Annotated in this window: 12 protein-coding genes and 1 pseudogene; 8 read left to right on the top strand and 5 right to left on the bottom strand. The window is 69.4% G+C overall.

The window, feature by feature from the left end:
- The 3 genes from F3J18_RS30665 to hemA form a co-directional block, all read right to left on the bottom strand.
- Window positions 1–423 (bottom strand): HemK/PrmC family methyltransferase (locus F3J18_RS30665; protein ID WP_166915876.1); only part of this gene is annotated, 423 nt, incomplete at its 3' end.
- 14 nt (window positions 424–437) lie between these two features.
- Window positions 438–1,520, bottom strand: coding sequence for a peptide chain release factor 1 (prfA, locus tag F3J18_RS30660; protein WP_013696492.1), 1,083 nt, complete (start codon window positions 1,518–1,520; stop codon window positions 438–440).
- A gap of 92 nt (window positions 1,521–1,612) precedes the next feature.
- A complete protein-coding gene (gene hemA / locus F3J18_RS30655) occupies window positions 1,613–2,899 on the bottom strand; it encodes a glutamyl-tRNA reductase (protein WP_025100902.1) in 1,287 nt (428 codons plus the stop codon).
- Between the two features lie 548 nt (window positions 2,900–3,447).
- Here hemA and F3J18_RS30650 point away from each other — a divergent pair.
- The 3 genes from F3J18_RS30650 to F3J18_RS30640 are packed head-to-tail and all read left to right on the top strand — an operon-like array spanning window position 3,448 to window position 6,224.
- Window positions 3,448–3,699: a hypothetical protein gene (locus F3J18_RS30650; protein WP_025100903.1), complete on the top strand. Its 252-nt coding sequence runs from the start codon at window positions 3,448–3,450 to the stop codon at window positions 3,697–3,699.
- Between the two features lie 27 nt (window positions 3,700–3,726).
- Window positions 3,727–5,541 (top strand): aminopeptidase P family protein, encoded by a 1,815-nt coding sequence (locus tag F3J18_RS30645; protein WP_166915874.1) that lies wholly within the window; start codon window positions 3,727–3,729, stop codon window positions 5,539–5,541.
- A 59-nt stretch (window positions 5,542–5,600) separates the two neighbouring features.
- Window positions 5,601–6,224 carry an HAD family phosphatase gene (locus tag F3J18_RS30640; RefSeq protein ID WP_166915872.1) on the top strand — a complete coding sequence of 208 codons (624 nt, stop codon included), beginning with the start codon at window positions 5,601–5,603 and terminating at the stop codon, window positions 6,222–6,224.
- Between the two features lie 97 nt (window positions 6,225–6,321).
- Here the strand turns inward: F3J18_RS30640 and ettA are convergent, their stop codons facing one another.
- Window positions 6,322–7,989 carry an energy-dependent translational throttle protein EttA gene (ettA, locus tag F3J18_RS30635; RefSeq protein ID WP_013696497.1) on the bottom strand — a complete coding sequence of 556 codons (1,668 nt, stop codon included), beginning with the start codon at window positions 7,987–7,989 and terminating at the stop codon, window positions 6,322–6,324.
- Window positions 7,990–8,395: 406 nt separating this feature from the next.
- Here ettA and F3J18_RS30630 point away from each other — a divergent pair, with 406 nt between their 5' ends.
- From F3J18_RS30630 to F3J18_RS30610, 5 genes are all read left to right on the top strand, one after another.
- Complete coding sequence (locus F3J18_RS30630; RefSeq protein WP_013696498.1) at window positions 8,396–8,740, top strand: MmcQ/YjbR family DNA-binding protein; 345 nt, start codon at window positions 8,396–8,398, stop codon at window positions 8,738–8,740.
- 312 nt (window positions 8,741–9,052) lie between these two features.
- Window positions 9,053–10,456 carry a GABA permease gene (gene gabP / locus F3J18_RS30625; protein WP_166915870.1) on the top strand — a complete coding sequence of 468 codons (1,404 nt, stop codon included), beginning with the start codon at window positions 9,053–9,055 and terminating at the stop codon, window positions 10,454–10,456.
- 233 nt (window positions 10,457–10,689) lie between these two features.
- Window positions 10,690–11,514, top strand: coding sequence for a glycosyltransferase (locus F3J18_RS30620; RefSeq protein WP_111946507.1), 825 nt, complete (start codon window positions 10,690–10,692; stop codon window positions 11,512–11,514).
- A gap of 96 nt (window positions 11,515–11,610) precedes the next feature.
- Window positions 11,611–12,489, top strand: coding sequence for a beta-1,4-mannosyl-glycoprotein beta-1,4-N-acetylglucosaminyltransferase (locus F3J18_RS30615; RefSeq protein WP_166915868.1), 879 nt, complete (start codon window positions 11,611–11,613; stop codon window positions 12,487–12,489).
- Window positions 12,486–13,850 carry an O-antigen ligase family protein gene (locus F3J18_RS30610; RefSeq protein WP_166915866.1) on the top strand — a complete coding sequence of 455 codons (1,365 nt, stop codon included), beginning with the start codon at window positions 12,486–12,488 and terminating at the stop codon, window positions 13,848–13,850. Before F3J18_RS30615 ends, F3J18_RS30610 begins: the two co-directional genes overlap by 4 nt.
- Window positions 13,851–13,926: 76 nt before the next feature.
- On the opposite strand, the pseudogene F3J18_RS30605 reads toward F3J18_RS30610, so the two are convergent.
- Window positions 13,927–14,087, bottom strand: a pseudogene (locus F3J18_RS30605) (multidrug transporter); the annotation flags it as partial.

The following is a 14,087-nucleotide window of genomic DNA, read 5'->3' as shown; positions in this document are numbered from 1 at the left end:
CGAGCGGTCGAGCGCCTGGACGCGCGCGTCGGGCCGCATCGAGGCGATCGCGACCGCCACTGCGCCGCTGCCGGTGCCGAGATCGAGCACGGCCGGCGCGGCGATGCCCTCGATCGCGGCGAGCGCGGTCTCCACCAGCAGCTCGGTATCGGGCCGCGGAATCAGCACGTCGGGCGTGACCGCGAATTCGAGGCCGAAGAACTCGCGCGAGCCGACCAGCTGCGCCACCGGCTCGCCGGCCAGGCGCCGCGCCGCGAGCGCGAGATAACGCTCGGCGTCGGCTGCCGCGAGCGGCGCGTCGGCGCGCGTGATCAGCTGGGTTCGGCTCCAGCCCAGCGCGTGGGCGAGCAGGATCCGTGCGTCAACGGCATCGAGCGGCGTGGCGCGCAGCAGTTCGGCGGCGGTGGCGGGCGAGGCGGGCATGAGACGCGCGCCGCTCAGTCGCTTTCGCCGAGCGAGGCCAGCAGCTCGGCCTGGTGCTCGCTGACGAGGGTCGCGATCATCTCGTCGAGATCGCCGTCCATCAGGGCCTCGAGCTTGTAGAGCGTGAGGTTGATGCGGTGGTCGGTCATCCGGCCCTGCGGGAAGTTGTAGGTGCGGATCCGCTCCGAGCGGTCGCCCGAGCCGATCAGGCTCTTGCGCGTGGCCGCTTCCTTGGCGTGCTGCTCGTGGTACTGCTTGTCCTTGATGCGGGCCGCCAGCACCTTCAGCGCGCGCTCCTTGTTCTTGTGCTGCGAGCGATCGTCCTGGCACTCCACCACGATGCCGGTCGGCAGGTGGGTGACGCGCACCGCCGAATCGGTCTTGTTGATGTGCTGGCCGCCCGCGCCCGAGGCGCGGAAGGTGTCGATGCGCAGGTCGGCCGGGTTGATCTCGACCTCGGCGATCTCGTCGGCCTCGGGCATCACCGCCACGGTGCAGGCCGAGGTGTGGATACGGCCCTGCGTCTCGGTGGCCGGCACGCGCTGCACGCGATGGCCGCCCGATTCGAACTTCAGGCGCGAATAGGCGCCCTGGCCCGCGATACGCACGATCACTTCCTTGTAGCCGCCCAGGTCCGAGGCGCTCTCCGACATCATCTCGACCTGCCAGCGCTGCCGCTCGGCATAGCGCAGGTACATGCGCAGCAGGTCGCCGGCGAACAGCGCCGACTCGTCGCCGCCGGTGCCGGCGCGGATTTCCAGGAAGATGTTGCGCTCGTCGTTGGGGTCGCGCGGCAGCAGCATCTTCTGCAGCTCGGCTTCCAGGCGCGCCATGCGCTCGCGCGCCTCGCGGATCTCTTCTTCCGCGAACTCGCGCATCGCGGCGTCCGACAGCAGTTCCTGGGCGGTCGCCTCGTCGCCGCGCGCGAGGCGCCATTGCGCATAGTGCTCGACCACCGGGCCGATTTCCGCGTGTTCGCGGGTCAGCTTGCGGTACTGGTCGAGATCGGCGGTGACGTTCTCTCGGCTCAGCAGTTCGTTCAGTTCGGCCAGCCGGTTCGAGAGCTGGTCGAGCTTGCTTTGCATGCTCGTTTTCATGGTGTGGAGCGACGCTCCCGGGCGAGGATTCGAAAAGGAAGGCGGATGCGGCCGAAGCGCCGCGGGTGGGGCAGATGCGGCGGCGGGCGCCGCTAATGGTCGGCGCGCGGGCCGTGCGCGTAGAAACCGCGCATCAGGTCGATCAACTGGTCGCGCTCGGTGCCGCTGGTGCGGTTCAGCGCGCTGGTCGGGCCGTGGATCAGCTTGTTGGTGAGCGCCTGCGACAGCGCGTCGAGCACCGCGGCCGGATCGTCGCCGCGCGCCAGCATCTTCTGCGCGCGCTCGAGCTCGGCGCGACGCAGCGCGTCGGCCTGGGTATGCATGTGGCGGATGATCGGCACCACGCTGCGCGTGTCGAGCCACTGCATGAAGTTCTGCACGCGCGTCTCGATGATCGCCTCGGCCTGCGCCACGGCGGCCTGCCGCGAGGCATTGCCCTCGCGCACGATCGCGCCGAGATCGTCGACCGTGTAGAGGAACACGTCCTTGAGCTTGCCGACTTCCTGCTCGATGTCGCGCGGCACGGCCAGGTCGACCATGAAGATCGGCCGGTGGCGGCGCGCCTTCACCGCGCGCTCGACCGCGCCCAGGCCGATGATCGGCAGCGTGGAGGCGGTGCAGGACACGATGATGTCGAATTCGTGCATGCGCGCGGGCAGGTCGGCCAGCGGCATGGCGCGGCCGCCGAAGCGCTCGGCCAGCTTGGCGCCGCGCTCGGCGGTGCGGTTGGCGATCACCAGCTCGCGCGGACCTTGCGCGGCGAAGTGGGTGGCGCACAGCTCGATCATCTCGCCCGCGCCGATGAACAGCACCTTCTGGTCGGCGAGGCTCTCGAAGATGCGCTGCGCCAGGCGCACCGCGGCGGCGGCCATCGACACCGACTGGGCGCCGATCTCGGTGGTGCTGCGCACCTCCTTGGCGACCGCGAAGGTGCGCTGGAACAACTGGTTCAGGTAGGTGCCGAGCGCGCCGGCCTCGGAGGCGGTGCGCACCGCGTTCTTCATCTGGCCGACGATCTGGGTTTCGCCGAGCACCATGGAATCGAGGCCGGACGCGACGCGGAAGGCGTGGCGGACGGCCTCGGATTGCGGCAGCGCGTAGACATGCGGCGCGAGCTCGTCGGCGGGAATGCCGTGGAACTCGGCCAGCCAGCGCACGGCGGCATCGCGCGCGGCGCGATCGTCGGTGGCGCAGTACAGCTCGGTGCGGTTGCAGGTGGAGAGGATCGCGGCTTCGGGCGTGTTGGGCGCCTGGCGCCCCAGGAACACGCCGGTCAGGGTGGACAGGGCAGGCTTGATCTGTTCGAGCGGAAACGCCACACGTTCGCGCAAGGCGACGGGTGCCGTGTGGTGATTGATTCCGATCGTGAGGAGCTGCATATCCGGGGGCTATCGTTTAGGTTCGCATTATAGCGTCTTGCCGCTTTTGTCACCGGCAAGGCCCGGGCGGGGTCGCCAGGCCGCCTGTCCCGACCGGGGCGATTCGCCGCAAGCCCCGCCAGGACGCGCTCTCGAGCCTGCCGGCCCTCGCCCGATGCACGCCCGGGCGCCGCCAAGACCCTGCTCACGACAGGGTGGCGCGACTCCAGGTCGCAGCAATCGGCCGGGCCGACGATTGGAGGGTACGATGCGCCCGAAACCGTCGATTGGCAACCTTCCGGCGAGCGATTCGGCCCACTTTTTCAGGATAGTTGGAATTTGTGTGGACATATGAAGGAGGACCCCGCTGCGGCACTTATGTCCACTTGCCTTACGTTTGACCGACCCCTTACACTCGTTCGCTAGGTAGGGCAATGTCGCGGACGGCCGCACTCTCGTACTCACTTTTATAATCCGGATCACCGGAGACGGCCGCCGCATGCCCTGCGACGACAGGTGTTTCGTTCACGCCCGGGGCAAGCTCGGATGATTCGAAAAAAAGGCGCTGGATGAACTGGTTTGGAATCGTGGTACTCGGTCTCGCCATCGGCGGCCTGGGCTGGTGGCTGCATCCGGCGCGCGCCGGGCGCCGCGGCTGGCGCGCCGCGCTGGTCGCCGGCCTCGCAGGCGCGGCGGCCGCCAGGATGGCCGGCAACCTGACCGGTCTGTTCCACGACGGCGGCACGCTCGAATGGCCCGTCTGCGCCGCCGCCGCACTTGTCCTCGTCACCTTGACCACCGGCGCGCTTGCCCGCCGCTGAACTCCCCCCACACGGATGGAACCCATCATGAACGCCCGTCATCCCGACGTCTCCCCCATTCCCGCTCGCATCGCCCTGTTGCGCGGCGTGATGGCGCGCGAGGGTGTCGCCGCCTGTCTCGTCCCATCCGCCGATCCGCATCTGTCCGAGTACCTGCCCGAGCACTGGCAGGCGCGCCGCTGGCTGTCGGGCTTCACGGGCTCGGTCGGCACCCTGGTGGTGACGGCCGATTTCGCGGGCCTGTGGGTCGACAGCCGCTACTGGGTGCAGGCCGCCGCCGAGCTGGCCGGCACCGGCGTCGAACTGATGAAGATGACGGCCGGCCAGCAGAGCCAGCCGCATGTCGAATGGCTGGCCGAGCACGTGCCGGCCGGCGCCGCGGTGGGCGTGGACGGCGCGGTGCTCGGGGTGGGCGCCGCGCGGGCGCTGTCGGCGGCGCTGGCCGCGCGCGGCGTCGCGCTGCGCACCGATCTCGACCTGCTCGACACGATCTGGCCCGAGCGGCCGGCGCTGCCGGTCGAGCCGGTGTTCGAGCACGTCGCGCCGCACGCGCAGACGCGCCGCGCCGACAAGCTCGCGCAGATCCGCGAGGCGATGCGCGCCTATCGCGCCAGCGCGCATCTGATCTCGACGCTCGACGACATCGCCTGGCTGTTCAACCTGCGCGGCGCCGACGTCAGCTACAACCCGGTGTTCATCGCGCATGCGCTGATCACGCCCGAGCGCGCCACGCTGTTCGTGATCGACGGCAAGCTCGATGCCGCGCTGCAGGCGGCGCTGGCCGCCGACGGCGTCGAGGTGCGCCCCTACGAGGCGGCCCTGGACGCGCTCGCGGCGCTGCCGGCCGATGCCGCGCTGCTGATCGATCCGCGCCGCGTGACCTTCGGCACGCTGCAGGCGGTGCCCAAGGCGGTGCGCCTGGTGGAGGCGGTCAATCCCTCGACCTTCGCCAAGTCGCGCAAGACGCCGGCCGAGATCGAGCACGTGCGCGCGACCATGGCCCAGGACGGCGCCGCGCTGGCCGAATTCTTCGCCTGGTTCGAGGCCGCGCTCGGCCACGAGACCATTACCGAGCTCAGCATCGACGAGCAGCTCACCGCCGCGCGCGCGCGCCGGCCGGGCTTCGTCTCGCCGAGCTTCGCCACCATCGCCGGCTTCAACGCCAATGGCGCGATGCCGCATTACCGCGCCACCCCGGAAGCGCACCAGACCATCGAGGGCGACGGGCTGCTGCTGATCGACTCGGGCGGCCAGTTCGTCGGCGGCACCACCGACATCACGCGGGTGGTGCCGGTCGGCACGCCGACCGAGGCGCAGCGCCACGATTTCACGATCGTGCTGAAGGCGATGATCGCGCTGTCGCGCGCGAAATTCCCGCGCGGCATCCGTTCGCCGATGCTCGATGCGATCGCACGCGCGCCGATGTGGGCGGCCGGGCTCGACTACGGGCACGGCACCGGCCACGGCGTCGGCTACTTCCTGAACGTGCACGAGGGCCCGCAGGTGATCGCCCACTACGCGGCGGCCGATCCGCATACCGCGATGGAGGAGGGCATGATCACCTCGAACGAGCCCGGCGTGTATCGCCCGGGGCAGTGGGGCGTGCGCATCGAGAACCTGGTGGTGAATCGCGCGGCGGCGCAGACGCCGTTCGGCGATTTCCTCGAGTTCGAGACCCTGACGCTGTGCCCGATCGATACGCGCTGCGTGCAGCTCGAGCTGCTCGACGCGGGCGAGCGAGCCTGGCTCAACGACTATCACGCCACGGTGCGCGAGCGGGTCGCTCCGCTGGTGACGGGCGCGGCGCTGGCCTGGCTCGAGACGCGCACGCAGCCGATCTGAGAGGCCGCGGGCGCCGGGCCGGCCCGGTGCCCGCGAGGCAGAAACAGGAGAAAGCGGGCATGACCATCAAGGCGGTGGTATTCGATTTCGGCGGCGTGCTGATCGACTGGAATCCCGATTACCTGTACCGGCAGCTGATTCCCGATCCGGCCGAGCGGCGGCGCTTCCTCACCGAGGTCTGCGGGATGGACTGGGTGGTGCGGCAGGATGCCGGCCAGTCGCTCGAGGCGGGCACGGCCGAGAAGCTCGCCGCGTTTCCCGAGCACGAGGCGCTGATCCGCGCCTTCTACGCGCGCTGGTCCGAGATGATCGCCGGTACCTTCGAGCCGGGCGTCGCGCTGGTCGAGCGGCTGCACGAGGCGGGCATGCCGCTCTACGGGCTGACCAACTGGTCGGCCGAGACCTTCCCCCATGCCTGGGAGCGCTACGCCGTGCTGCGGCGTTTTCGCGACATCGTGGTATCGGGCCGGGTGCGGCTGGCCAAGCCCGATCCGGCGATCTACCGCGAGATGGCCGCTCGCATCGAGGCCAGCCAGCCCGGCATCGCGCCGGCGGAGCTTGTCTTCATCGACGACAACCCGCACAACGCGGCGGCCGCCGCCGAGCTCGGCTGGCACGGCATCCATCACACCGATTTCGAGCGCACGCGGGCGCGCCTGCGCGAGCTCGGCGTGGCGGCCTGAGCGGCGCACGTTCCCTTTTGCCGGCGTGACATGAAAAAACGGGCGAACCCGCGAGGGCTCGCCCGTTTCGTTCGTCATCGGCCAGGGGCCGCGGCGCTCAGCGGCTGATCGGCTTGAAGCGGATCCGCTTCGGCTTGGCCGCTTCCTCGCCCAGGCGCGCACGCTTGTCGGCTTCGTATTCCTGGTAGTTGCCGTCGAAGAACACCACCTGCGAATCGCCCTCGAAGGCCAGAATGTGGGTGGCGATCCGGTCCAGGAACCAGCGATCGTGCGAGATCACCATCACCGAGCCGGCGAACTCCAGCAGCGCGTCTTCCAGCGCGCGCAGCGTTTCCACGTCGAGGTCGTTCGAGGGTTCGTCCAGCAGCAGCACGTTGCCGCCCGCGATCAGCGTCTTGGCCAGGTGCAGCCGGCCGCGCTCGCCGCCCGACAGGTTGCCGACGATCTTCTGCTGGTCGCCGCCCTTGAAGTTGAAGCGGCCGATATAGGCGCGCGACGGCGTTTCGTACTTGCCGACCGTCAGCACGTCGGCGCCGCCCGAGATCTCCTCGAACACCGTCTTGTCGCTGGCCAACGCGTCGCGGCTCTGGTCGACATAGGCCAGCTTGACGGTCGGGCCGTGCACGATCTCGCCCGAATCCGGCTGCTCCTTGCCGGTCAGCATGCGGAACAGGGTCGACTTGCCGGCGCCGTTCGGGCCGATGATGCCGACGATCGCGCCGGCCGGGATCTTGAAGCTGAGATCGTCGATCAGCAGGCGATCGCCATAGGCCTTGCTGACGTTCTTGAACTCGATCACCTCGTTGCCCAGGCGCTCGCCGGCCGGGATGAAGATTTCCTGCGTCTCGTTGCGCTTCTGGTATTCCTGGCTGCTCAGTTCCTCGAAGCGGGCGATACGCGCCTTCGACTTGGCCTGGCGGCCCTTCGGGTTCTGGCGCACCCACTCCAGTTCCTTCTTGATCGCCTTCTGGCGCGCCGATTCGGTGGCCTCTTCCTGCTTCAGGCGGTCTTCCTTCTGGTCCAGCCAGCTCGAGTAGTTGCCCTTCCAGGGGATGCCGTGGCCGCGGTCGAGTTCGAGGATCCATTCGGCCGCGTTGTCGAGGAAGTAGCGATCGTGGGTGACCGCCACCACCGTGCCGGGGAAGCGCGTCAGGAACTGCTCGAGCCACTCGACCGATTCCGCGTCGAGGTGGTTGGTCGGCTCGTCGAGCAGCAGCATGTCGGGCTTTTCCAGCAGCAGCTTGCACAGCGCCACGCGGCGCTTCTCGCCGCCCGACAGGTGCTCGATCTTCGCGTCCCAGGCCGGCAGGCGCAGCGCGTCGGCCGCGATCTCGATCTGCTGCTCGGGGCTGCCGCCGTCGGAGGCGGCCAGGATCGCCTCGTACTTGGCCTGCTCGGCGGCCAGCGCGTCGAAGTCGGCGTCCGGCTCGGCATAGGCGGCGTAGATCTCGTCGAGTTTCTTCTGCGCGCTGAACACGTCGCCGAGCCCTTCCTCGACCGCCTCGCGCACCGTCTTGCTCGGGTCGAGCTGCGGTTCCTGCGGCAGGTAGCCGATGTTCAGGTTCGGCATCGGCGTGGCTTCGCCCTCGATGTCCTTGTCGACGCCCGCCATGATGCGGATCAGGGTCGACTTGCCCGAGCCGTTCAGGCCCAGCAGGCCGATCTTCGCGCCGGGGAAGAACGACAGCGAGATGTCTTTGAGAATCTGGCGCTTGGGCGGCACGATCTTGCCGACCCGGTTCATGGTGAATACGTATTGGGCCATCTGCGTCGTTGAAACTCGTGAAGGTTGGGGCCGCCGCCGGCCGCGTGGGGCGGCAGAACGGGCGACGGAGGGTCCGCTGCGGACAGGGGCGCCGCGCGCGAGGCCGCGGCGCTGCCGCGCGCATGCGCGGCGAGACCGCGTATTGTACTGCGCGGCGCGCGGGGGCCGCGAGCGCTGGCGAAGGCGGCGGAGGTCGCGGGGCGCTTACGGCGGTGGGCGCCGCGAAGGCCGTGAAGGTGGACGGCGGCGACGGCAGGAAGGCGGTAAAGCCGGTGAACAGGGCGAAGGAGGCCGGCGCCAGGCGACGACGGTGCCCCGCTTGCCGGGCAGGCGGCGCGCGGCGCTATCATCGACGGCGGGCGGCACCCGCGATGCCGCCGCGCGGCATCCCCTGGCTGGAGGCGCCATGACCTACGACGAACTGAGCCGGATCGCGCTCGCCTGGGCCGCGGTCGAGGCGGGCAGCTCCTACGGCACGCCCGCGCTGAAGGTGCGCGGCCATCTGCTCGCGCGGCTGCGCGAGGACGGCGACACGCTGGTGGTGAGCGGCGTGGGTCCGGACCAGCGCGCCCACCTGATCGAGAGCGAGCCCGACATCTATTACGTTACCGATCATTACCTGGGCTGGCCGGCCGTGCTGGTGAGGCTCTCGCGTGCCGATCCGGTGGAGCTCGCCGCGCTGCTGCGCCAGCGCTGGCGCGAGATCGCGCCGAAACGCGAGGTCGCCGCGTTCGACGCCAGCCACGACTGAGTCGAGCGGCCAGGACAGTCGCCGCAGCGTGGCTGCGGCAAATTGGCCCCATCGATCGGCCGCAATTGGCTCTCATTCGATTCGCCTGCGCCTGCTTACACTTTCGTAATTCCGAACGCCGCCCTTGCAGGGCGCGCACCGGCAACCGGGCCGCCAGCGGCTCGCTTCGCCAGCCGGGCGTGCATCGCAGGCCCTCCCTTCCAGCATGACCGAGCGCCATCTCCGCGCGGCCAAGGCGTGGCGGGCGGGCTCGCGCCTTGCGCGGGCGTTCGGCTCCGGGTCGTCGCGACCCCATCGAATCCAGGAGGAGACATGGCAGCAGAAAACGGTTCGGGCCTCGGCACCGGCCTCAAGCAGCGGCACGTGACGATGATGTCGATTGCCGGCGTGATCGGCGCGGGCCTGTTCGTCGGCTCGGGGCACGCGATCGCCGAAGCCGGGCCGGGCGCGCTGATCGCCTACGCGATCGCCGGCGCGCTGGTGGTGCTGGTGATGCGCATGCTCGGCGAGATGGCGATCGCCCAGCCCGACAGCGGTTCGTTCTCGACCTATGCCGATCGCGCCATCGGCCACTGGGCCGGTTTCTCTATCGGCTGGCTGTACTGGTGGTTCTGGGTGCTGGTGATCCCGATCGAGGCGACCGCCGCGGCCACCATCCTCAACGCCTGGTTCCCCGGCGTGGCGACCTGGATCTTCGCGCTCGGCATCACCTCGGTGCTGACCGTGACCAACCTGTTCTCGGTCAAGAACTACGGCGAGTTCGAATTCTGGTTCGCGCTGGTCAAGGTGATCGCGATCCTGGTGTTCCTCGACATCGGCGGCGCGGCGATCCTCGGCCTGCTGCCGGGCTCGCAGGTTTCCGGCGTCTCGCGGCTGGTCGATCTCGGCGGCTTCGTGCCGAACGGGCTGGGCGCGGTGCTGGCGGCGATGCTGACCACCATGTTCTCCTTCCTCGGCACCGAGATCGTCACGATCGCCGCGGCCGAGGCCGACAATCCGCGCCAGCAGATCGTGCGCGCCACCAACTCGGTGATCTGGCGTATCTCGCTGTTCTATCTGGGCTCGATCTTCGTGGTGGCGGCCCTGGTGCCCTGGAACGATCCCCTGCTGGCCTCGCACGGCTCCTACCAGCGCGCCATGGAGCTGATCGGGATCCCGCACGCGAAGGCGGTGGTCGACGTGATCGTGCTGGTATCGGTGGCCAGCTGCCTCAATTCGGCGCTCTACACCGCCTCGCGCATGCTGTTCTCGCTGGCCACGCGCGGCGACGCGCCGGCCGCGCTGCGCCGCACCGACCGCAGCGGCACGCCGCGCGCCGCGGTGCTGGCCTCCACCGCGTTCGGCTTCCTGACCGTGATCGCCAACTACGTGATGCCCGAGCAGGTATTCGGCTTCCTGCTGGCCACCTCGGGCGCGATCGCGCTGCTGGTCTACCTGGTGATCGCGATCTCGCAGCTGCGCATGCGCCGCATGCTCGACGCCGAGGGCACCGCGCTGGCCCTGCGCATGTGGATCTTCCCCTGGCTGACCTGGGCGGTGATCCTGTTCATCGTCGCGGTGCTGGCGGTGATGCTGTCCCAGCCGGCGCACCGGCTGGAGGTGGGCGCGACCGCCGTGCTGGCGCTGGGGGTGGTGGTCGCGTCCTGGCTGAACCGCCGTGCGCGCGCCGCGGCGCGCCCGGCCGGCGGCGCCAGGATGGCGCCCGGCCCGCGCTGAGCGGCGCTCCCCGCCCGAACCCGCCCAAATCAGCCCGCGCGAGCGGGCTTTTTTCATGGCGCCGGGCGGCGCGGCGGCGAAAAATCGTGTATTTTCCGGCACTTCCGGATCATCGACTTGCCAGTTTCGGCCGGCTTGCCGACAATTGACGCCCGTCGACGGCCCGGCCGCCGACACGCCGGGCGTCGAGGAAACGCCAGCCCGCGCAGGCTACACCCACGGGGAGAAGCACTCTGAACGCCCACGACTATTCCATCACCTTTGCCGTCTACAACCAGGTCGACTACACGCGTCAGTGCATCGACAGCATGATCGCCCACGGCACGCCGCTCGATCGCGTGGTGGTGGTCGACAACGCCTCGACCGACGAGACCCGCGCCTACCTGGAGACGCTGCCGCTCGGCGGCCGGATCCTGAACCGCGACAATCTCGGCTGCGGCACGGCATGGAACCAGGGCGCGCTGCACCAGCAGGCCGAGTGGACCGTGGTGATGAACAACGACGTGCTGGTCTCGGCGAACTGGATCGAGAACCTGATCGGCACGGCGATCCGGCACGGCCTGAAGGTGGCCTCGCCGGCCCTGCTCGAGGGCGCGCTGGACTACGACTTCCAGGGGCTCGCGCCGCAATGGAGCGAAACGATGCGCGAGGTGCGGCGCGACGGGATCTGCCACGCGGTCTGCCTGGTGGTGCATCGCAGCGTCTGGATGGAGGTCGGCTACTTCCGCGCCGCGCCGGCCCTGCTCGGCTACGAGGACACGCTGTTCTTCGCCGAGCTGGCGCGCGCCAATATCGCCTCGGCGATCGTCGGCGCCTCCTGGCTCCATCATTACGGCTCGATCACGCAATCGGCGATGAAGCGCGAGCGCGGCCTGTCCGGCAAGCAGGGCCTGGGCATGCGTCGCAACTACCGGCTGCTCAACCAGAGCTGGCTGTCGCGCAAGCTCGATAAAATGCAGCGTGTGCGCCGCCTGCGCGACTGGCGCGACGGCGAACTGGCCCGGCACGGCATGACCGTGCACGGCGTGCGCAAGCAGTCCGAGTTCGAGTGGCTCTGAGCCGCCTGCACCGGCCCGCGAGGGTTCCGCGACGCGGCACCCGAGCGCCTTGCACGTGTTCCTTCCCTTCTTTTGCTCCGGCAGCCGTTGCCACCGATGAATCCGTCCCGTCCGAAGATCTACGACTGTTTCTGCTATTTCAACGAGGACATGCTGCTCGAGCTGCGGCTCGAGACCTTGTGGGACCACGTCGACTATTTTGTGATCGCCGAGTCGCGCTACACGCAGGTCGGTGATGAAAAGCCGCTGAATTTCGACAGCGAGCGCTTCGCGCGCTTTCGCGACAAGATCCGCTATCTCGCGATCGACCACCTGCCTCCGGGCGAGCCCGACATGTGGAAGAACGAGAACTACCAGCGCAGCTACCTGATCCACGGCCTGCACGACGCGGCGCCCGACGACCTGGTCGTGGTGTCCGATCTCGACGAGATCCCGCGCCCGGAATGCCTGCGCCAGTACGATCCGCGCCGCTACCTGCGCGCCGACCTGCACCAGTACTGCTACGCCTATTTCCTGAACAACCGCCTGATGGACGGCGAGGGTTTCGCCGACTGGATCGGCACGCGCGTGACCAGCTACCGGCACCTGACGCAGTTCTTCGGCAACGTCAACGCGGTGCGTTCCTACAAGTCGGCGGGGCTCTTGCGCTCGCTCAAGCGCGCCTGGTTCCGGCGCCGCAAGGTCCAGCACATCCACGACGCGGGCTGGCATTTTTCGTGGGTCACCAGCCCCGAGGCGATGATCCTCAAGATGAAGAGCGTCGCCGACCAGAAGTTCATGCGCGACGAGTTCCAGGACGTCGCCTATATCGAGAGCCGGATCCGCTCCGGGCAGGACGTGCTCGACCGGCCGCTGCGCTATGTGCCGCAAGCGCTCGAGCCGCGCCAGTTTCCGCGCGGGATCGTCGAGGCGCGCGAGCGCTATGCGCGCTGGCTGATCGACGCGCCGGCGGGCGCGACGCGGGGGCAGGCATGATGCCGGTCGATCGTCGCGCCGGGCCCGGCGCCGCGCGCGGGGGCCGGCTGGCCGGGTTGACGGCGGGCTTCGTCGGCCGCCCGGGCGCGCCCTGGTTCGATGCCGCGCTGGTCGGCCTGACCTTCGTCGCGGTCGCGCTGTACATGTCGCTGCGCGGCGCGGCCAATTTCTGCCTGATCATGCTGGCCGTGCTGTCGTTCGCCGACCTGCCGGCCGCCTGGCGCGAAGCCGGCCGCGGCATCAACCGGCGCGCGCTGCTGGCCGCCATGGTGGCGCTGGCCGCGCCGATCGTGGCGGTGGCGATCGGCCAGCTGCTGCGCGGCGACTGGATCGCCAGGGCGTTCGATGCACCCTCGCGCCTGCTGCTCGGCATCCCCGTGCTGCTGGTGTTCCATTACAAGCGGATCGACGTGGTGCGCATCGTCGGCATCGCCGCGCCGCTGGCGCTGATCGGGCTGGTGGCGCAGGTGCACCTGGATCCGCATGCGCTTGCCGCCTGGAGCGGGCGCTACGCGACGTATTTCGTCGACACCGACACCTTCGGCGTCTACACCTTGCTGCTGGCCGTGATGGCCACCTTCGCCGCCGCGACGGTGGCGCACACGGGCGGCTTGCGCGCCCGGATCCTGATCGCCATCGGCGTGATCGCGGGCGCTTACCTGGTGATCGGTTCGCAGACGCGCACCGCGTGGCTGCTGGTGCCGATCGCCGTGGTGCTGTGGTTCGTGCTGCGCCGCCCCAGGCTCGACGTCAGGATGCTGGCCGGCATCCTCGCGGTGATCCTGGCCGGCGTGGCGTCGCTCTACGTGTTCCATGGCGTGGCTGACCGGCTGTTCAGCGTCTATACCGAGACCTCGTCGTGGGTCAATCGCTCGAACCCCGACACGTCGGGCGGGCTGCGGCTGACGATGTGGCGGATCGCCCTGGTGCTGTTCGCGCATCGGCCGCTGCAGGGATATGGGGACAATGGCTACCGAGCCTTTCTCGATGCGGCGTGGATCACCTCCTTCGCCAGCCCGCGCGCCATCGAGACGATCTCGGCCGGGCCGCACAACGAACTGCTCGCCAACTTGCTGCGTTCCGGGATCGCTGGCGGGATTGCGGTGGTGCTGGAGTTCGCGGTGCCGCTGGTGCTGTTCTGGCGCGCGCGCCGTGCCAATCGGCGGGCCCGCCTGACGGCCGATACCGGCCTGGTGTTCATGCTGTGCCTGATGGCGGCCTGCGTCACGTTCGAGATGTTCACGCTGAAGTACGCCTCGACCTTCAATGCGCTGATGATCGCGGGCCTGCTGGCCCAGGCGCTGGCCGAACGGGCCGAGCCCGACGAGGCCACGGCCGGAACGGCCTCGCGCGACGCCTGAGATCGCCAACGGCGCCGGTGATGTTGCCCGGCGCCGTTTTTGTTTTCCTCGTTCCTCTTCTATCCGGTGGCCGGGCTCAGCCGGCCTTGGCCGCCGGCTTGCCGTAGTCGACCGGGGCATCGGCCTCGCGCGGCTGGTCGCCGTTGTGCTCGATCCAGCCGCCGCCCAGCGCGCGATACAGGTCCACCAGGTTGGTCCAGCGCGCGAGGCGCGCCGAGATCAGCGTGGTCTGTGCCG

The organism is Burkholderia sp. Ax-1720, from assembly GCF_011753035.1.
In the GTDB taxonomy this organism is placed as follows: Bacteria; Pseudomonadota; Gammaproteobacteria; order Burkholderiales; family Burkholderiaceae; genus Burkholderia; species Burkholderia gladioli.
The sequence above is the reverse complement of the archived record's forward strand: the minus strand, read 5'-3'. Positions and strand labels throughout refer to the sequence as shown.

Excerpts from the sequence above, each read along its gene's own strand:
- prfA (WP_013696492.1), bottom strand. The coding sequence starts at position 1,520 with ATGAAAACGAGCATGCAAAGCAAGCTCGACCAGCTCTCGAACCGGCTG.
- F3J18_RS30630 (WP_013696498.1), top strand. The coding sequence starts at position 8,396 with ATGACCTACGACGAACTGAGCCGGATCGCGCTCGCCTGGGCCGCGGTC.
- F3J18_RS30645 (WP_166915874.1), top strand. The coding sequence starts at position 3,727 with ATGAACGCCCGTCATCCCGACGTCTCCCCCATTCCCGCTCGCATCGCC.
- gabP (WP_166915870.1), top strand. The coding sequence starts at position 9,053 with ATGGCAGCAGAAAACGGTTCGGGCCTCGGCACCGGCCTCAAGCAGCGG.
- hemA (WP_025100902.1), bottom strand. The coding sequence starts at position 2,899 with ATGCAGCTCCTCACGATCGGAATCAATCACCACACGGCACCCGTCGCC.
- F3J18_RS30615 (WP_166915868.1), top strand. The coding sequence starts at position 11,611 with ATGAATCCGTCCCGTCCGAAGATCTACGACTGTTTCTGCTATTTCAAC.
- F3J18_RS30640 (WP_166915872.1), top strand. The coding sequence starts at position 5,601 with ATGACCATCAAGGCGGTGGTATTCGATTTCGGCGGCGTGCTGATCGAC.
- F3J18_RS30650 (WP_025100903.1), top strand. The coding sequence starts at position 3,448 with ATGAACTGGTTTGGAATCGTGGTACTCGGTCTCGCCATCGGCGGCCTG.
- ettA (WP_013696497.1), bottom strand. The coding sequence starts at position 7,989 with ATGGCCCAATACGTATTCACCATGAACCGGGTCGGCAAGATCGTGCCG.
- F3J18_RS30610 (WP_166915866.1), top strand. The coding sequence starts at position 12,486 with ATGATGCCGGTCGATCGTCGCGCCGGGCCCGGCGCCGCGCGCGGGGGC.